The sequence below is a fragment of the Corynebacterium variabile genome, from assembly GCF_006539825.1.
Lineage (GTDB): Bacteria > Actinomycetota > Actinomycetes > Mycobacteriales > Mycobacteriaceae > Corynebacterium > Corynebacterium variabile.
The window spans coordinates 48,441-64,828 of the sequence record NZ_BJNT01000011.1; the positions used below are offsets into that span (position 1 = coordinate 48,441).

General features: G+C 66.6%; 19 protein-coding genes. 8 read left to right on the plus strand and 11 right to left on the minus strand.

Going from position 1 to position 16,388, the window contains the following annotated elements; genetic code table 11:
* Nucleotides 1–3: 3 nt before the first annotated feature.
* Nucleotides 4–963 carry a tRNA (adenosine(37)-N6)-dimethylallyltransferase MiaA gene (miaA, locus tag CVA01_RS07405; protein ID WP_073883654.1) on the minus strand — a complete coding sequence of 320 codons (960 nt, stop codon included), beginning with the start codon at nt 961–963 and terminating at the stop codon, nt 4–6.
* 121 nt (nt 964–1,084) lie between these two features.
* Here miaA and CVA01_RS07410 point away from each other — a divergent pair, with 121 nt between their 5' ends.
* Complete coding sequence (locus CVA01_RS07410) at nt 1,085–2,419, plus strand: DUF349 domain-containing protein (RefSeq protein ID WP_041630039.1); 1,335 nt, start codon at nt 1,085–1,087, stop codon at nt 2,417–2,419.
* Between the two features lie 29 nt (nt 2,420–2,448).
* On the opposite strand, the gene CVA01_RS07415 is transcribed toward CVA01_RS07410, so the two are convergent.
* Both CVA01_RS07415 and miaB read right to left on the minus strand, forming a co-directional pair.
* The gene (locus CVA01_RS07415) at nt 2,449–3,216 is read right to left on the minus strand and encodes an Rv2732c family membrane protein (protein ID WP_141329708.1); all 768 of its coding nucleotides are present in this window, start codon (nt 3,214–3,216) and stop codon (nt 2,449–2,451) included.
* The gene (miaB, locus tag CVA01_RS07420; protein ID WP_244938198.1) at nt 3,209–4,699 is read right to left on the minus strand and encodes a tRNA (N6-isopentenyl adenosine(37)-C2)-methylthiotransferase MiaB; all 1,491 of its coding nucleotides are present in this window, start codon (nt 4,697–4,699) and stop codon (nt 3,209–3,211) included. The genes CVA01_RS07415 and miaB overlap by 8 nt, the downstream gene beginning before the upstream one ends.
* Before the next feature lie 298 nt (nt 4,700–4,997).
* On the opposite strand from miaB, the gene CVA01_RS07425 reads away from it, so the two are divergent.
* The 4 genes from CVA01_RS07425 to CVA01_RS07440 are packed head-to-tail and all read left to right on the plus strand — an operon-like array spanning nt 4,998 to nt 8,282.
* Entirely contained in the window at nt 4,998–5,726 is a 729-nt protein-coding gene (locus CVA01_RS07425; protein ID WP_073883653.1) for an amino acid ABC transporter ATP-binding protein, read from the plus strand.
* An 11-nt stretch (nt 5,727–5,737) separates the two neighbouring features.
* Nucleotides 5,738–6,631 (plus strand): glutamate ABC transporter substrate-binding protein, encoded by an 894-nt coding sequence (locus CVA01_RS07430; protein ID WP_014010132.1) that lies wholly within the window; start codon nt 5,738–5,740, stop codon nt 6,629–6,631.
* A 20-nt stretch (nt 6,632–6,651) separates the two neighbouring features.
* Nucleotides 6,652–7,341 (plus strand): amino acid ABC transporter permease, encoded by a 690-nt coding sequence (locus CVA01_RS07435; RefSeq protein WP_014010133.1) that lies wholly within the window; start codon nt 6,652–6,654, stop codon nt 7,339–7,341.
* Complete coding sequence (locus tag CVA01_RS07440) at nt 7,341–8,282, plus strand: amino acid ABC transporter permease (protein ID WP_141329710.1); 942 nt, start codon at nt 7,341–7,343, stop codon at nt 8,280–8,282. Before CVA01_RS07435 ends, CVA01_RS07440 begins: the two co-directional genes overlap by 1 nt.
* Nucleotides 8,283–8,293: 11 nt before the next feature.
* Here the strand turns inward: CVA01_RS07440 and CVA01_RS07445 are convergent, their stop codons facing one another.
* The 3 genes from CVA01_RS07445 to CVA01_RS07455 form a co-directional block, all read right to left on the minus strand.
* A complete protein-coding gene (locus CVA01_RS07445) occupies nt 8,294–8,911 on the minus strand; it encodes a regulatory protein RecX (protein ID WP_141329712.1) in 618 nt (205 codons plus the stop codon).
* Nucleotides 8,912–8,914: 3 nt separating this feature from the next.
* A complete protein-coding gene (recA, locus tag CVA01_RS07450; protein ID WP_073883651.1) occupies nt 8,915–10,054 on the minus strand; it encodes a recombinase RecA in 1,140 nt (379 codons plus the stop codon).
* 169 nt (nt 10,055–10,223) lie between these two features.
* Entirely contained in the window at nt 10,224–10,430 is a 207-nt protein-coding gene (locus tag CVA01_RS07455; RefSeq protein ID WP_041630597.1) for a DUF3046 domain-containing protein, read from the minus strand.
* 105 nt (nt 10,431–10,535) lie between these two features.
* Between CVA01_RS07455 and CVA01_RS07460 the strand changes: the two genes are divergently transcribed.
* The 3 genes from CVA01_RS07460 to CVA01_RS07470 are packed head-to-tail and all read left to right on the plus strand — an operon-like array spanning nt 10,536 to nt 12,519.
* The gene (locus tag CVA01_RS07460; protein ID WP_141329714.1) at nt 10,536–11,183 is read left to right on the plus strand and encodes a biotin transporter BioY; all 648 of its coding nucleotides are present in this window, start codon (nt 10,536–10,538) and stop codon (nt 11,181–11,183) included.
* Nucleotides 11,183–11,890, plus strand: a complete 708-nt coding sequence (locus CVA01_RS07465; RefSeq protein ID WP_041630042.1) for an energy-coupling factor ABC transporter ATP-binding protein — start codon at nt 11,183–11,185, stop codon at nt 11,888–11,890. Before CVA01_RS07460 ends, CVA01_RS07465 begins: the two co-directional genes overlap by 1 nt.
* Complete coding sequence (locus CVA01_RS07470) at nt 11,887–12,519, plus strand: energy-coupling factor transporter transmembrane component T family protein (RefSeq protein ID WP_073883649.1); 633 nt, start codon at nt 11,887–11,889, stop codon at nt 12,517–12,519. The genes CVA01_RS07465 and CVA01_RS07470 overlap by 4 nt, the downstream gene beginning before the upstream one ends.
* Nucleotides 12,520–12,522: 3 nt before the next feature.
* Here the strand turns inward: CVA01_RS07470 and CVA01_RS07475 are convergent, their stop codons facing one another.
* From CVA01_RS07475 to CVA01_RS07495, 5 genes are all read right to left on the minus strand, one after another.
* Nucleotides 12,523–13,368 (minus strand): PspA/IM30 family protein, encoded by an 846-nt coding sequence (locus CVA01_RS07475; RefSeq protein ID WP_141329716.1) that lies wholly within the window; start codon nt 13,366–13,368, stop codon nt 12,523–12,525.
* Between the two features lie 55 nt (nt 13,369–13,423).
* On the minus strand, nt 13,424–13,834 hold the full coding sequence (locus CVA01_RS07480) for a helix-turn-helix domain-containing protein (protein WP_014010142.1): 411 nt from the start codon (nt 13,832–13,834) through the stop codon (nt 13,424–13,426).
* 78 nt (nt 13,835–13,912) lie between these two features.
* Nucleotides 13,913–14,473 carry a CinA family protein gene (locus CVA01_RS07485; protein ID WP_073883648.1) on the minus strand — a complete coding sequence of 187 codons (561 nt, stop codon included), beginning with the start codon at nt 14,471–14,473 and terminating at the stop codon, nt 13,913–13,915.
* Between the two features lie 6 nt (nt 14,474–14,479).
* Nucleotides 14,480–15,130 carry a CDP-diacylglycerol--glycerol-3-phosphate 3-phosphatidyltransferase gene (pgsA, locus tag CVA01_RS07490; protein ID WP_014010144.1) on the minus strand — a complete coding sequence of 217 codons (651 nt, stop codon included), beginning with the start codon at nt 15,128–15,130 and terminating at the stop codon, nt 14,480–14,482.
* A gap of 51 nt (nt 15,131–15,181) precedes the next feature.
* Entirely contained in the window at nt 15,182–16,237 is a 1,056-nt protein-coding gene (locus CVA01_RS07495; protein WP_141329718.1) for a TerC family protein, read from the minus strand.
* Nucleotides 16,238–16,388 lie beyond the last annotated feature (151 nt).

Below are 16,388 nucleotides of genomic sequence, written 5' to 3' on the forward strand. Positions count from 1 at the left end.
AGTCTACTGTGCAGTCCCCCGGGAGGCCCGCACAGTCTCCATGACCGTCCGCAGTGCCTCACCGGCCGGATCAGTGCCGGACGCGGCGACCCACCGGATCCGCGGATCACGGCGGAACCATGCCCGCTGGCGTCTCGCGTAACGCCGGGTGCCGGTGACCGTGGCCTCCACCGCCTCGTCGAAGCTCAGGTGACCGGACAGATGGTCGAGCATCTGGGCGTAGCCGATGGCCTGGCCGGCGGTCGAGTCACGACGCAGCCCCGTCTCCACCAGTCCACGGACCTCGTCGAGCAGGCCGGCGTCCACCATCGTCGCCACCCGCTGTTCGAGCCGGGGGTTGAGCCAGTCCGCGTCCGCCTGCAGGCCGAGCAGCAGGGCATCCCACCGGGTGGGCCTGTCCTTCGGTGGCTGTGAGGCGGCGAAGGGTTTCCCGGTCAGTTCGATGACCTCCAGGGCCCGGACGGTGCGGCGGGGGTCACGACGTTCGATGATCTGCGCCGCCACCGGATCCTGCCGGGCGAGTTCGTCATGCAGGGCCTCCACCCCGATGCGCTCCAGTTCGGCCTCCCACCGCGCCCGGACCTGCGGGTCGGTCGGTGGCAGGTCCCAGGCATCGAACAGCGCCTGGACGTACATCATCGACCCGCCGACGACGACGGGGGTGCGTCCCCGGTCACGGATGTCGTCGACCACGGCGACGGCAGCGTCCCGGTAGGCGGCGACAGAGGCGGTGTCCGTGACGTCCAGGACGTCGAAGAGATGGTGCGGGATACCGCGGCGCCGGGCCACCGGCAGCTTCGCGGTACCGATGTCCATGCCGCGGTAGAGCTGCATCGAATCGATGTTGACGACCTCACCGTCGAGCGCCCCGGCCAGGGCGAGGGAGATCTCGGACTTACCGGACCCGGTGGGGCCGACGACCGCGACCGGGCGGGGCAGATGTGCTGGGACGGGTGAGGTCATGGCACCGACTGTACAAAGCGGAGGGCCAAACCCTGTCCGCAGGGTGGTTTCGGTGCTCTGACATAATCGGTGGAGGTATTCCTGCCGTCCCAGACAACTCTCCCCGTGGAGGTTCTTCACCATGACCACTCCGAAACCCGGACCCCGACCGACCCCCGGCGCCATGCCCGGTGCCCAGGCCGGATCCGTCAGTCGGACACCCGCCGTGACCCCGGCGGCCACTGCCCCGGTCGAGCCGACCGATCCCACGCGCTTCGGCCGGATCGACGCCGACAATGTGGTGTGGGTGACGACCGCCGACGGTGAGCGTCGTGTCGGTGAGTGGCAGGCCGGTTCCCCCGAGGAAGGTCTCGCCCACTTCGGACGCCGCTTCGACGACCTCGCCGGCGAAGTCGCGCTGCTGACGGCCCGGCTCGAGAGCCATCCCGCTGAGGCGGTGCGCATCGGGCAGGACGCCACCGCCCTGCGTGAGTCCCTGCCGACCGCCGCCGTCGTCGGTGATCTCGACGACCTCGACCGGCGGCTGGGCGACCTCGTCGGCCGCGCCGGTGTCGTCGCTGCCGAGGAGGCGGAGAAAGCCCAGGCCCGCAAGGCCGCGGCCGGGGACCGCAAGGAGGAACTGATCGCCGAGGTCGAACTCCTGGGCTCAGCGGCGGACACCGACTGGCGCACCGCCGGTGACCGGCTGCACGCCGTCCTCGACGAGTGGAAGGCACTGCCGCGGACCTCCCGGTCGGTCGACGACGCCCTGTGGGAGCGGTTCCGTACCGCCCGCAACGCCTTCCACGACCGCCGCACCGCCCACTTCGACGACCTCGACCGTGTCCGTGACCGGGTCCGTCGCGTCAAGGAGGACATCGTCGCCCGTGCCGAGGCCATCCAGCACTCCACGGACTGGGGTACCACGGCCCGCGCCTACCGCGACCTCATGACCGAGTGGAAGGCTGCCGGACGTGCCCACCGTGCCGAGGACGATCGGCTGTGGGCGCAATTCCGCGCCGCACAGGACGTCTTCTTCAACGCCCGCAACGCGGACAATGAACGCAAGGACGCGGAATTCGAGGAGAACGCCACCGCCAAGCAGGCCCTGCTCGACGAGTACGATGCCCGCATCGATCCGGCAGCCGACCTGGACCGCGCCCGCAGCCTGCTGCGCGAGCTCGAGGACAGGTGGGATGCGATCGGTTTCGTGCCGCGTGGCCGCGTCGCCGAGTTCGACGCGAAGATCGGTGCCCTGGAGTCCCGGGTGACCGACTACGCCGACGCGCAGTGGAAGGCCACCGATCCTGAGGTGCAGGCCCGCATCGACCAGTTCCGGGCCAAGGTCACCGACCTCACCGAGGCCGCCGAGGCGGCCGAGAAGGCGGGGAAGGCCGCAAAGGCCGCCGAGCTCAAGGCTCAGGCGGCGCAGTGGTCGGAGTGGGCCGACGCCGCAGCCGGCGCCGTGGAGGGCTGACCTCTTCCGAAGGCCCGGCCCCCCGGGGGTCACTCCGTGTCGGACCCCTGGTCCGGCTCCCCCGGCTGGTCCTCGCGCTCCTCACGGGCACGTCGGCGTGCGGCAACCCGGGCACGACGGTCATCGACGTCAGTGGTGTGCGGCACGGCCGGCATGCCGACCCGGAGCCGCTGCTGGGCGGCCAGTGATTCCTCGTCCTTGTCCGCGGCCTCACGTCGCCGGGTGTTGATGGCCGACTGGACCGCGGTCCGCCGGAAGACCCGGGTGGACAGGGCGATGACGATGATCAGCAGGCCGAGACCGGTGAGCCAGAGACCGATGCCCGGGCCGGAGCCCGGCTCCTCCGGACCGCGGGTGTTGCGCATGCCCACCGCGAGGAAGCAGTAGAACACGCCGATCCCGCAGACCACCCAGTTCACCCAACCGACGATCGTCGCCTTGGAGATCAGGGTGGCGGCGGTCAGCAGAATGCCGCCGACGAACGCCAGCCAGACGAAGATCCGCTCCGGCATGGTGGTGAGGAACTGGTCGGAACGGTCGCTGAACAGCAGAACATCGTAGCCGCGGACCTCGCCGGAGTGCGGCAGGAAAAAGGCGGTGACCACGAGCAGGATGCCGATGATCAGGGGGACTGTGGCGCTGCCGAGGATGATCGTCCCGGCGGCGCGGCGTTCAGCACGGGCGAGATCACCGCCGGCTTCCTCGGCCAGAGAATCCACCCGGGCGTTGATCGCCTCGGTACGGCGACGCTGCCGCTCCTCCAGGGACGGGGTCCCTTCCTTGGTCACGTCACTCACAGCCGCAGGCTCCTTCGTTGGTTGAACAGCAGGCGTCCCCGACGGTACCCGTGACCGTGACGGAGGACGCTCCGATTGTCGGCAGGCCGAGTCCCACGCCTACCGGGGCGGTGGTCGGGGTGTTCCCGACCTCCGACATGTCACCGGCACGGGTGCGCCGGTGGGACAGGACACCGTCGTCGGCGGTGAGGAAGTGCGGGGCGGCACCGGTGACGGCGACCTCCACGACGTCACCGGGACGGATCTGGTCCGCCAGGGTGCCGGGGGCGAAGTGCACCAGGCGTCCGTCGCGGGCACGGCCGGTCATCCGCCGGGTGCGGTCGTTCTTGCGTCCGCCACCGGCCTGGACGAGCAGCTCGACGGTGCGCCCGATCTGTTTCGCGTTCTCCTCGCCGCTGATCCGCTCCTGGAGTTCCTCGAGTCGCTCGTAGCGGTCCTGGACGACAGCCTTGGGCACCTGGTTGTCCAGCTCGGCGGCCGGGGTCCCGGGACGCGGCGAGTACTGGAACGTGTAGGCGCTCGTGAAACGGGACTCCTCGACGACCCGCAGGGTCTCCTGGAAATCCTCCTCGGTCTCTCCAGGGAAGCCGACGATGATGTCGGTGGTGATCGCGGCGTCCGGCAGCCGGTCCCGGACCTTGTCGAGGATGCCGAGGAACTTCGTCGAGCGGTAGGACCGGCGCATGTCCTTGAGCACCTTGTCGGATCCGGACTGCAGCGGCATGTGCAGCTGGGGGCAGACCACCGGGGTCTCTGCCATGGCGTCGATGACGTCGTCGGTGAACTCGGCGGGGTGCGGGCTGGTGAACCGGAGACGTTCGAGGCCCTCGATCTCACCGCAGGCGCGCAGCAGCTTCGAGAAGGCGCTGCGGTCGCGCTCCAGCGACGGGTCGGAGAAGTGCACACCGTAGGCGTTGACGTTCTGGCCGAGCAGGGTCACTTCGGTGACGCCCTGGTCGACGAGGGCCTTGACCTCGGCGAGGATGTCGCCGGGGCGACGGTCCTGCTCCTTCCCCCGCAGCGAGGGAACGATACAGAAGGTGCAGGTGTTGTTGCAGCCCACGGACACGCTCACCCACCCGGCGTAGGCGGACTCGCGCTTGGCGGGCAGGACCGAAGGGAACTGCTCGAGGGCGTCGACGATCTCGACCTCGGCCCGGGAGTTGTGCGCGCTGCGCGACAGCAGGGTCGGCAGGGAGCCCATGTTGTGGGTGCCGAAGACGACGTCGACCCACGGGGCGCGGGAGACGACAGTGTCCTTGTCCTTCTGGGCCATGCAGCCGCCCACGGCGATCTGCATGCCGGGGTGCGAGTCCTTGACCTTCTTGAGCTGACCGAGGGTGCCGTAGAGACGGTTGTCGGCGTTCTCGCGGACGGCACAGGTGTTGAAGACGATCACGTCCGGGGTGTCGCCCTCCCCCACGGGCACGTAGTCACTGTCCTCCAGCAGGCCGGAGAGCCGCTCGGAGTCGTGGACGTTCATCTGGCAGCCGAAGGTGCGGACCTCGTAGGTCCGGGCCGGGGTCTCCAGGGTCGGGACCGCCGGAGTCGCCGGCGCAGGAGTGTTCTGGGAGTCAACCACGTCAGCACATTCTAGTGCAGTGGGACGCAGGTACCGAACGGCGAGCCGGTGGCGGCGCGGGGGTGACGCACCGGTGAACGGTACTGCCTGTCGCCGCCGGTTACGGTGTTTCACCACCGTTAAATCTGGTGCCCTGAATCACATTCCATCCCGATAGCAGTACGCTGCAACTATGACAGCAACAGAGAATGCCAACAGCATGATCCGCCTCACCGGGGTGAACAAGTATTTCGGCGACTATCACGCGTTGACGGACATCAACCTGGATATCCCCGCCGGTCAGGTCGTCGTCCTCCTCGGCCCCTCAGGTTCCGGTAAATCCACCCTGTGCCGCACGATCAACCGCCTGGAGACCATCGACTCGGGCGAGATCTACATCGACGGTGTACTCCTGCCGGAGGAGGGCAAGGATCTCGCCGCTCTGCGTTCCGAGGTCGGAATGTGTTTCCAGCAGTTCAACCTCTTCAGCCACATGACGATCCTCGACAACGTCACCCTGGCACCGATGAAGGTCCGCGGCATGTCCAGGAAGGACGCTGAAGAAGAGGCCCACGCGCTGCTCCGACGGGTCGGCATCGACGCCCAGGCCGACAAGTACCCCGCGCAGCTGTCCGGTGGTCAGCAGCAGCGTGTCGCCATCGCCCGGTCCCTGGCGATGCGTCCGAAGGTCATGCTGTTCGACGAGCCGACCTCCGCGCTCGACCCGGAGATGATCAACGAGGTCCTCGACGTCATGGCCTCCCTGGCCGCCGAGGGCATGACCATGGTGTGTGTCACCCACGAGATGGGCTTCGCGAAGAAGGTCGCCAACCGCGTGCTCTTCCTCGCCGACGGCAAGATCGTCGAGGACTCCACCCCGGACAAGTTCTTCTCGGACCCCGAAAGCGACCGGGCGAAGGACTTCCTCGCCAAGATCCTCGGCCACTAGGAGAGGCGCAGATGAGTACACGCAGATTCCTCCGCAGAGTGACCGCCGCGGTCGTTGCGACGGCCGGTGCCCTGGCACTGGCGTCCTGCGGCTCCACGGAACCCCGGTCGCTGCTCGACGACATCGAGAACGGCCACGTCACCCTCGGCACCAAATTCGACCAGCCGGGTCTCGGTGAGCGCACCCCTGACAAGGACTTCGTCGGACTCGACACCGATGTCTCCCGTTACGTCGTCAACTACATCGCCGACAAGAACGGCTGGAACGAGCCTGACATCACCTGGCGTGAGACCCCGTCCGCCCAGCGTGAGACGCTGATCAACAATGGCGAGGTCAACATGATCGCGGCGACCTACTCGATCAACGCCGGACGCTACAAGGCCGTCGACTTCGGCGGCCCCTACCTGGTCACCCACCAGGCCCTGCTGGTCCGCGGCGACGCCGGTATCAGCAGCCTGCAGGACATCGCCGACGGCACCCGGCTCTGTTCGGTCTCCGGTTCCACACCGGCACAGAAAGTCAAGGAGGCACTGCCGAAGGTGCAGCTCCAGGAGTTCGACACCTACGCCGCCTGCGCCGAAGGCGTGAAGCAGGGCGTGGTGGACGCGCTCACCACGGACGCCACCATCCTCGCCGGCTTCGCCGAGCGCTACAAGGAGCGCTACGGCGACGACTTCAAGGTCGTGGAGCTGAAGAACGAGGACGGCTCCTACTGGACCGACGAGAACTACGGCATCGGCCTCCCCAAGGGCGACGGAGCCGACCGGGACGCGGTCAACGAGGCTCTCACCGAGATGTGGGAGTCCGGCGAATTCCGCAAGATCATCGACGAGTACCTCGGCGAGGACTTCGATCCCGGTGACATGCCGGACATCGGCGACCTCTCGTTCCTGGACGAAAGCTAGAAAGGGAGGTGGCGTTACCAATGAGTTCCGAACTCTGGGCCGATATGGGCCCCCAGCTGTGGTCGGTGTTCTGGATGACGATCAAACTGACCGTCGTCTCCGGTATCGGTGCCCTGATCCTGGGCACCATCCTCACCGCCATGCGCGTCTGCCCGGTGGGCATCCTGCGCACCGTGGCCACGGTCTACATCAACACGATCCGTAATACCCCGCTGACACTGCTCATCCTGATCGTGTCACTGGGTCTCTACTACAACCTGAACCTGCTCCTCGCGAACGACTCGAGCACCTCGTTCATCGTCGACCAGAACTTCCGTCTGGCAGTCGTGGCTTTCGTCGCGTACACCTCGACCTTCGTGGCAGAGTCGCTGCGCTCGGGTATCAACACGATCCCCTTCGGCCAGGCCGAGGCAGCCCGGTCACTGGGACTGACCTTCATGCAGAACTTCCGGTACGTGATCTTCCCGCAGGCACTGCGCGGTTCGATCGTGCCGCTGGGCAACACCCTCATCGCACTGACGAAGAACACCACCATCGCCTCGGTGATCGGTGTGTCCGAGGCTTCCCTGCTGATGAAGACCATGACCGAGAACTACGCCAGTGACATCCTGTGGATCTTCGGGATCATCGCTGTCGGGTTCATGATTCTCACCCTGCCCACCGGACTCTTCTTCGGCTGGGCGGGCAAGCGTTGGGCGGTGAAGCGCTGATGTCTACACGCGCGACAGTTCTCTATGATGCTCCCGGCCCGAGGGCCGTCCGGATCAACCGGATCCTCACGGTCATCGTCTCCCTGGCGCTGATTGCCCTGCTGGTCTCCGTGCTCTGGGCACTGGGTAACAAGGGACAGCTCGACGGTGACAAGTGGAACATCTTCACCAAGGGGTCGTCCTGGACGACCTACATCATCCCCGGACTCTGGGCGACGGTGAAGGCCGCTGTCCTGTCCATCATCCTCGCCCTCATCGTCGGCGCCGTTCTCGGCATCGGCCGTCTGTCCACCCACCGGTCGATCCGGTGGATCTGCTCCATCATCGTCGAGGTCTTCCGCTCCATCCCGGTGCTGGTCCTCATGCTCTTCGCGTACACCATCTTCGGCGAATGGGGCCTATTCCCTTCCACCCAGCTGGGCTTCGCCGCCGTGGTCTTCGGTCTGACGATGTACAACGGCTCGGTCATCGCCGAGACGCTGCGCTCCGGCATCGAGTCCCTGCCGAAGGGACAGTCCGAGGCCGCCTACGCCCTGGGCCTGTCCTGGGGCCAGACGATGCGTAAGATCCTGCTGCCGCAGGCGGTGGCCGCGATGATGCCGGCCATCGTCTCGCAGATGGTCATCGCCCTGAAGGACTCCGCACTCGGTTACATGATCGGTTTCGTCGAGGTCGTCCGTTCCGGCCGTCAGCTCGGTGAGTACTACGGTTCCATGCTGCCCTCGCTGCTGGTGGTCGCCGCCATCATGATCATCATCAACTTCGGTCTGACGAGGCTGGCGGAGCGTATCGAACGCCAGCTCCGGGCTGGCCGGGCCCGTCGTAACCCGGTCGCCAAGGTCCCCCACCAGCCGGCCCACCAGGGACTGGAGACCAAGGACGAGGCGATGGTCGACTGGCATGATCCGGCGCACAAGGATCTGCGCGGCACCTTCGAGTAAAGGGTCGCCGGTCAGCCTTCCAGTTCGGAGATCCTGGCGTCCAGGGCGGCACGGGCGGCGTCCATGCCGGCACCGGCGGGAAAACCCCGCCGGGCGGCGACGCCGACAATGCGTCGCAGTGCCTTGTCATACTCCGCACGGTCAGCGGGAACGGTCTTCACCGTTCCCGCTTTCTTCGTCACCAGGGCCTGCAGGATGTCCTGCTGGTCCTCCTCGGTGACCTGACCGAGAGCATCCTCGATGACCGAGGACGCCACCCCCTTGTCCCGCAGTTCACGACGCAGCACGGAGACCGACTTCTTCTGGTTGTGCAGACGCTGCCGGACCCATTCGTGGGCGAAGCGTTCGTCATCCAGCATCCCGTTGTCCAGGCAGCGGCTGACGACCGTGTCCACCAGACGGGGTTCCTCCCCCTCCTCCAGCGCCTCGGTGAGCCGATGACGCAGTTCCGCCTCGGAGCGGTCCCGGTGGTTGATCAACCGGGTGGCCTTGGCCACCAGCGGGGCGAGTTTCTTCTCGAGCTCGCGGTCCACGATCGGCTCAGCCTGCCCCTGGCCGACCTCGGAGACCGCCCGCCGCAGCCGGTCGATCAACTCCGGGTCCGGCTGCCCCGACGTCTCCCCGGACATGGTCTAGTCGTCGTCCTCGTCATCGTCGAAGGTCGGCACGACGTCGATCGGCGCATCGGCCGGGTCCATGCCGGGCACGTCCATCGGGGCGTCCTCCTCCGCGGTGGCGTCAGCCTTGGCGTAGGGGCCGACCTTGAGGGCACGCATGATGCCGTCTTCGATCTCCGCGGAAAGCTCCGGGCTCTCCTTGAGGAACTCGCGGGCCTTCTCCTTGCCCTGACCGAGCTGGTCACCCTTGTACGTGTACCAGGAGCCGGACTTCTTGATCAGCCCGTTCTCCACGCCGAGGTCGATGATCGAGCCCTCGCGGGAGATGCCTTCGCCGTAGACGATGTCGAACTCGGCGATCTTGAACGGCGGCGATACCTTGTTCTTGACGATCTTCATCTTGGTGCGGTTGCCCACCGCGTCCTGGCCGTCCTTGAGGGTCTGGATGCGACGCACGTCGCAACGCACCGAAGCGTAGAACTTCAGGGCCTTACCACCGGTCGTCGTCTCCGGGGATCCGAACATGACGCCGATCTTCTCGCGGAGCTGGTTGATGAAGATCGCGGTGGTGCCGGTCTGGCTCAGCGCGCCGGTCATCTTGCGCAGTGCCTGGCTCATCAGACGGGCCTGCAGACCGACGTGACTGTCTCCCATGTCGCCCTCGATCTCGGCCTTCGGTGTCAGCGCGGCGACCGAGTCGACGACGATGACGGAGATCGCGCCGGAGCGGACCAGCATGTCGGCGATCTCGAGGGCCTGTTCACCGGTGTCCGGCTGGGAAACCAGCAGGTTGTCGGTGTCCACACCCAGCTTCTTGGCGTACTCGGGGTCCAGGGCATGCTCCGCGTCGATGAACGCGGCGATACCGCCGGCTTTCTGGGCCTCGGCGATGGCGTGGAGCGCCACGGTGGTCTTTCCTGAGGACTCCGGTCCGTAGATCTCCACGATGCGGCCACGGGGGAAGCCACCGATGCCGAGAGCGACATTGATGGCGATGTTGCCGCTGGGGATGACCTGGATCGGCGGGCGCTCGTCGTCACCCAGACGCATCACGGCACCCTTGCCGTAGTCCTTCTCGATCTGGGCCATCGCCAGGTCAAGCGCCTTCTGCCGGTCGGCGCCTGCCCCGCCCGGACCCTTCTTCTTAGCAGCCATGGTTCTCTCCTTCACGTGTGTACGGGCTCAGACCCTGCGGACTGTCCCGGGACAGGTCCGGTTGACCTGCCCCACTGTTCTAAGACTCCGCGGAGCCCTCCGTGGTTCACTACAGTTTTACCGTCACCACCGGACTACCAGAGACAGTACACGAACATCTTTTCGAATGTCACTCATCCTCGCCGAGCCGTCGCTCCTCCGGGACATCGAAGTCGTCACACAGTGCCCACCACAGCTCACGGAGGTCATGACCCCGTTCTATGAGCTGGGCGGATGTCGCCCCGAGACCGGAGAGGACATGGGATCCCGCGATCCAGGATCCGAAGGAGTCACCGAACTCTCCTGCGACCAACCGGTCGAATTCTGTGCGACGCATGTCCACCACGCTAACAGAGCACCTGACCACCTCCTTCCGCGTCCCCGGGTTACTTCGGACACGGTCGCTTGAACACCGTACAGTCAGATGACTAGAATCCTTCGCATGTCGAACAGAACTTCCACCGCGCGTGCGTCACGACCCGTCAGCGCCGCCGATATCGCGGTGATCGCGGCCTTCGCCGCCCTGATCATCGTCCTCGGTGCCGTCTCGATCCCCGTCGGCAGCGCCGGCGTGCCGATCGTCCTGCAGAACATGGGCGTCCTCCTGGCAGGCATGATTCTCGGCTGGCGCCGCGGTGGCCTGGCGGTCCTGCTCTTCCTCGGGGTCGGTTTCCTCGGCGTCCCGAACATGGCGGGCTGGACGCCCGCCCTGACCTCGGTCTCCGGCCCGACCGTGGGCTACCTCGTCGGCTACGCCGTCACCGGCATCCTCGTCGGCGCTCTCTGCGAGTTCGCCCCGCGCCGCCCGCAGTGGCTGCAGGTCACCTGGTTCATCGTCGCCGGAGCACTGTGCGTCGGTGTCCAGTACCTGTCCGGTTCCGTCGGCCTGATGCTCCGCACCGACATGGACTTCGGCGCCGCACTGGTCTCCAACGGCCCCTTCATCCCCGGAGACGCCGCCAAGGTCGTCGTCGCTGCCCTGGTGTCCGCCGCGGTCCTGCGTGCTGTCCCCGATCTGCGCCGCGACCGCCGGTCGCGCGTCACCGACAGCGCCGAGGCCGCCGGACGTCCCGTCACCCCGGTCGCCTGATGCCCGCCCTCTCCTCCCCCGTGACCTTCACCGACGCCGGTGTCACCGTCGACGACCAGGTCCTGCTCCACCCCGTGTCCTGCACACTGGGCGACCAGCGCATCAGCATCATCGGGGCCAACGGCTCCGGGAAGTCCACCTTCATCCGGATGATCAACGGACTGACCACCGCCACCAGCGGGCAGGTCACCGTCGACGGTCTCGATGTCGCGAAGAAGGGCCGGAAGGTCCGCCAGCGCGTCGGGTTCCTCTTCTCCGACCCGGACAACCAGATCATCATGCCCACCGTCGGCGAGGACGTCGCGTTCTCCCTGCGGGGCACCGGGCTGTCCCGCAGCGAGACCGCGGACGCGGTCGCTGAGGCTCTTACCTCAGTCGGACTGTCCGGTAAGGAAGACCAGTCCCCGCACCTGCTGTCCGGAGGCGAGAAGCAGATGCTCGCCCTGGCGTCGGTCACTGCACTGGAGCCGGCGGTCATCGTCGCCGACGAACCGACCGGACTTCTCGACCTGGTCAACCGCAACCGGCTCCGTCGCCGGTTCGACGCCCTGACCCAGCAGCTCATCGTCGTCACCCACGACCTGGAGCTTGCTGCGGACGCCGACCGCACCCTGTGCATCGACGACGGCCGGATCATCGATGACGGAGCCCCCGCCGAGGTCATCAGCGGCTACATCGACCGGATGGAGAGGCGGGCACTGCTGTGATCAGTCCCTCCCGTGTCCCCCTGGGGCTCTACGTCCCGGGCACCAGCATCGTCCACCGTGCACGTCCGGGTATCAAGATGCTCGTCCTGGCAATCTTCCTCATCACCACGGCGATCGTCGTGAAGTCCTGGCCGATGGCGGTCGGCTGCCTCGTCGCAGTCGTCCTCGTCGCCACTGTCATCGCCCGTGTACCGCTGCGGGCACTGCTGCGACAGCTGACCCTGGTCCTGCCGATCCTGCTGGCGGTGGGCCTGCTGCTGTGGTGGCGCACGACCGGGGAGAAGGCGCTGACCACCGTGCTCGTACTCCTCGCCTCCATCTCCGCGGCACTGCTCATCACGTTGACGACGCGCGTCGCGGCGATGATGGACTCCTTCGAGAGAGGGCTGCGGCACCTCGCCCGGTTCGGCCTGCCGGTCGACCAGATCAGCCTCGCACTGACCCTCACCCTCCGACTCATCCCACTGCAGGTCCAGATGGTCGGGGAGGTCCTGGACGCGAGAAAGGCCCGCGGATCACGGTCCGCGGGCCTCTCCCCTGTGGCGTTCGGCGTCCCGGTCATCGTCCGGACGATCCTGCGTGCCCAGGGCGTCGCTGACGCACTGCGGGCCCGGGGCGCCGCCGACTGACGGTTACTCGCCGCGCAGCTGCCGCATCTTCTCGGCGACGGCGTCGGCGCTGACGTTCTGCGCGGTCGGCTGGGCCGGGTCAGCCTTGGCCTGACCGATGGCCTGCTGGTCGTTACCCTCCACAGCGGCAGGCTGGTTCATCTCGGCACGCAGCTGCTCAAGACGTGAGTGGCCTGCCATCTGCACGCCGGCCTGCTGGACCTCGGCCATGCGCCCCTGGACCGAGTTCTGGGCGAGTTCGGCCTGGCCGAGGGCGTTGGAGTAGCGGCGCTCGATCTTGTCCCGCACCTGGTCGAGGTTCGGGGTGCTGCCACCGGCGACCTGGTCCATGGTCTGGAGGGACTCGGCGACCTTCTCCTGCATCTTCGCCTGCTCCAGCTGACTGAGCAGCTTGGTGCGCTCGGCGGCCTTCTGCTGCAGCTGCATGGAATTGCGCTCGACAGCCTTCTTGGCCTGGTCGGCCTGCTGCAGAGCCTGGTCGTGGAGGGTCTTGAGGTCCTCCACAGACTGCTCGGCGGTGACCAGCTGCGCGGCGAAGGCCTCAGCCGCGTTCTCGTACTCGGTCGCCTTCTGGTTGTCGCCACCGGCCCGTGCCTGGTCGGAGAGGGTCAGGGCCTGCCGGGTGTTGGCCTGCAGCTTCTCGACCTCGGCGAGCTGACGGTTCAGCTTCATCTCGATCTGGCGCTGGTTGCCGATCACCGCAGCGGCCTGCTTGGACAGTTCCCGGTGCTGGTTCTGAGCCTCCTGGATGGCCTGCTCGATCTGCACCTTCGGGTCGGCGTTCTCCTCGATCTTCGAGTCGAACAGGGCCATGAGGTACTTCCAGCCCTTGGTGAACGGGTTAGCCATGGGTTACAACGTCTCCTTACAGGGGGATCTCACCGGCGATAACGGGCCGAGTATATCAGTGGGTCTGACCGGACTGCGCGGCCTGGGCCTGGTCCATTCCGGCAGCGAGTTCTGCGGCTGCGACATCGAAGGCCATCATTTCGGCGGCCTCCAGGATCACCCGGGACACATTCACACCGAGTGCGTGACAGATGCTCGCGAGCAGTTCCGAGGAGACTTCCTTGCGCCCACGTTCCAGCTCGGACAGGTACCCCGGGCTGACGCTCGCGGCGACAGCGAGATCACGGAGCGTCCGTCGGGCATCCTCCCGGAACGCCCGGAGGGTGGTCCCCAGGGCCTCACGCAGCAGCGGTTCCGCGACGGTCGGGGCGACCGGAACGGTCACCGGGTCATGGACATCGTTGACAGTGGCACCGGCCCGCAGATTCGGGTGCCTGGGCTCGAGAAGTGTCGTGTGATTTGCCATCACTACCTCCAACGGACGATGGAGTGGTTATGTTCCCGCGAGTTTACCCGTCGTGACGGAAACCGCAGTACCAGAGGCTCACAGCGGATCCGCGGCAAGATCCGGGATCACCGCACACACCTGGTCCAGGGCGCGGTGCACGGTATGGCGACGGATCGCGTCCCGCACCCCGGATCCTGCGTCCACCCGGGCTCGCCAGCCGTCGTCCAGTGCGGTGACCCTCGGTTCCCCACCGTCGAGGTCCCGGCACCAGACACCGAGCCACACCTCGCCGACAGGATGACCGTCCTGGCTGTCAGGACCGGCCACGCCGGTCACCCCGACACCGATATCGGCCCCGCAGCGCTGCGCGGCTCCCCTGGCGAGCTGACCGGCGACCGTAGGGTCCACCGGGCCCTGTCGGTCCAGCAGGGCGTCGTCCACCCCCGCCAGCGAGTGTTTGAGGTCGGTGGCGTAGACCACCAGGCCCCCGCGCAGCACATTCGATGCTCCGGGAACGTCGGCGACGGTCCCAGCGAGAAGACCTGCGGTCAGTGATTCGGCGGTGGCGAGGGTGAGCCCAGCTTCCCGGCACAACGTCACCACCCGCGTAGCGGCACCGGCCGTCTCCTCCCCCGCCCCGGACGCCGGCACCGTCATCGTCGGTCAGTTCTCCGGACGGTTCCGGGAGTCCAGCAGGTACTGGACACCGGTGATCACGGTGACCGCCACAGCCAGGAGGATCAGCGGGACGGTGATCCAGTCGGTCCAGTCCGGCAGCGGGGCGATGACCATCGCGACGGCGAAGGTCTGGAGGACGGTCTTGAGCTTGCCGCCCTTGGATGCCGGAACGACCTTGCCACGGCGTGCCAGTGCCATGCGCCAGAACGTGATGCCCAGCTCACGGATGACGATGACGATCGTCACCCACCACCACAGGTCACCGAGGATGTTGAGGGAGACCATGGCCGAGATCATCAGCGCCTTGTCGGCGATCGGATCAGCAAGCTTGCCGTAGTCGGTGATCACCTCGTAGCGGCGGGCCAGGAACCCGTCGAGCTGGTCGGTGCCCATGAGCACGCAGAACGCGACCAGGGCCCACCACCGCAGTGGTGTGTCCAGCTCGCGGGAGCCGTCGAGCGGACCGGCTGCGATGAGCAGCCACACGAACACCGGGATAAGGAGGATCCTGACCGTGGTCAGGACGTTCGGCACGTTGTACCTGTGCACGGCCTTCCCCACGGTCGACCGCTTCTCTTTCCGGGAGGGTCGCCCGCCATGCTGCGTCTGTCGCTCTGTCTCCTGCACGCCCCTCACACTACCCGCCCACCCGTGAGGTGGGCGTGGCGAGGGCACCCGTGCAGGTCGTCAGTCCTCGTGTGCGGGCTTCTCCGCCCCGGCATCCTCGAGGACGTGCCGTTCCGGACGTTCCACCACGGCGTTGCGGGACTTGATGAGACTGGCCACGACGGTGATCACCAGCACACTGACGATCACAAGGAGAGAGGCGCTGGTGGAGATATCCGGCGCCCCGTGGATACCTTCGCCACCGTTGATGAACGGAAGGTTGTTCTCGTGGAGGGCATGGAGGACCATCTTCACACCGATGAAGGCCAGGATGACGCCCAGACCGTAGGGCAGGTAGACCAGTCGCTCCAGCAGACCGCCGAGCAGGAAGTACATCTGGCGCAGGCCGAGCAGCGACAGGGCGTTGGTCGTGAAGACGATGTACGGCTCCTGGGTGATGCCGTAGATCGCGGGAATCGAGTCCAGGGCGAACATCACGTCGGTGAGCCCGATGGCCACCAGGCAGACAGCCAACGGGGTCAGCATGATTCTTCCGGCCCGACGCAGCGTCAGCTTGTCGGACTCATAGCCCTCGGAGACCGGGATGACCTTCCGGATGAATTTGATGATCTTCATGTCGTTCGGGTCGGTCTCCGGGACGTCCCTGGCCTCGTCCAGCACGGTCTTCGCCGCGATGATCAGCAGGAAGAGTCCGAAGAGGTAGAACACATCCGACCAGGCCTCGATGATCGCGGCGCCCATGGCGATGAACAGACCACGGAACACCAGGGACAGTGCGATACCGATGAGCAGCACCTTCTGCTGGTACTTGGGCGGCACCTTGAACGAGCCCATGATCAGGGCGAAGACGAAGAGATTGTCGACACTCAGCGCCTTCTCCGTGACATAGCCGGAGAAGAACTCCATGCCGTGCGCGTGCGGGTCACCCGGCTCACCCCAGGTCACCCAGAGGAAGACGCCGAAGGCGACGGACAGAAGGACGTAGAACAGGGTCCAGAATCCGGATTCCTTCATCGACGGGGCATGCGGTGTGCGGACATGCGAGTAGAAATCGAAGATGAAGAACCCGGCGATCACCGCGATAGTGATGATCCAGGTGAGGGCATTGACTTCCATGACGGACTTTCCTCCGGTCGCGACAGTTCGTTGACCGGAGGTCTCCCCCACCACGTGTCGTCCCGGTTCCGGGACTCTCCGTGGCCGACACGACCGGGTGGTACGCCACACCCGCTACGGAGCGGACGGGCGGTGACCACCGTGTTGACGA

Coding starts and splice junctions, on each gene's coding strand:
- CVA01_RS07480 (WP_014010142.1), bottom strand. CDS start 13,834: ATGGCAAATCACACGACACTTCTCGAGCCCAGGCACCCGAATCTGCGG.
- CVA01_RS07495 (WP_141329718.1), bottom strand. CDS start 16,237: ATGGAAGTCAATGCCCTCACCTGGATCATCACTATCGCGGTGATCGCC.
- miaB (WP_244938198.1), bottom strand. CDS start 4,699: ATGAACGTCCACGACTCCGAGCGGCTCTCCGGCCTGCTGGAGGACAGT.
- recA (WP_073883651.1), bottom strand. CDS start 10,054: ATGGCTGCTAAGAAGAAGGGTCCGGGCGGGGCAGGCGCCGACCGGCAG.
- CVA01_RS07475 (WP_141329716.1), bottom strand. CDS start 13,368: ATGGCTAACCCGTTCACCAAGGGCTGGAAGTACCTCATGGCCCTGTTC.
- CVA01_RS07465 (WP_041630042.1), top strand. CDS start 11,183: ATGCCCGCCCTCTCCTCCCCCGTGACCTTCACCGACGCCGGTGTCACC.
- CVA01_RS07445 (WP_141329712.1), bottom strand. CDS start 8,911: ATGTCCGGGGAGACGTCGGGGCAGCCGGACCCGGAGTTGATCGACCGG.
- CVA01_RS07430 (WP_014010132.1), top strand. CDS start 5,738: ATGAGTACACGCAGATTCCTCCGCAGAGTGACCGCCGCGGTCGTTGCG.
- miaA (WP_073883654.1), bottom strand. CDS start 963: ATGACCTCACCCGTCCCAGCACATCTGCCCCGCCCGGTCGCGGTCGTC.
- CVA01_RS07460 (WP_141329714.1), top strand. CDS start 10,536: ATGTCGAACAGAACTTCCACCGCGCGTGCGTCACGACCCGTCAGCGCC.
- CVA01_RS07455 (WP_041630597.1), bottom strand. CDS start 10,430: ATGCGTCGCACAGAATTCGACCGGTTGGTCGCAGGAGAGTTCGGTGAC.
- CVA01_RS07435 (WP_014010133.1), top strand. CDS start 6,652: ATGAGTTCCGAACTCTGGGCCGATATGGGCCCCCAGCTGTGGTCGGTG.
- CVA01_RS07440 (WP_141329710.1), top strand. CDS start 7,341: ATGTCTACACGCGCGACAGTTCTCTATGATGCTCCCGGCCCGAGGGCC.
- CVA01_RS07425 (WP_073883653.1), top strand. CDS start 4,998: ATGATCCGCCTCACCGGGGTGAACAAGTATTTCGGCGACTATCACGCG.
- CVA01_RS07485 (WP_073883648.1), bottom strand. CDS start 14,473: ATGACGGTGCCGGCGTCCGGGGCGGGGGAGGAGACGGCCGGTGCCGCT.
- CVA01_RS07410 (WP_041630039.1), top strand. CDS start 1,085: ATGACCACTCCGAAACCCGGACCCCGACCGACCCCCGGCGCCATGCCC.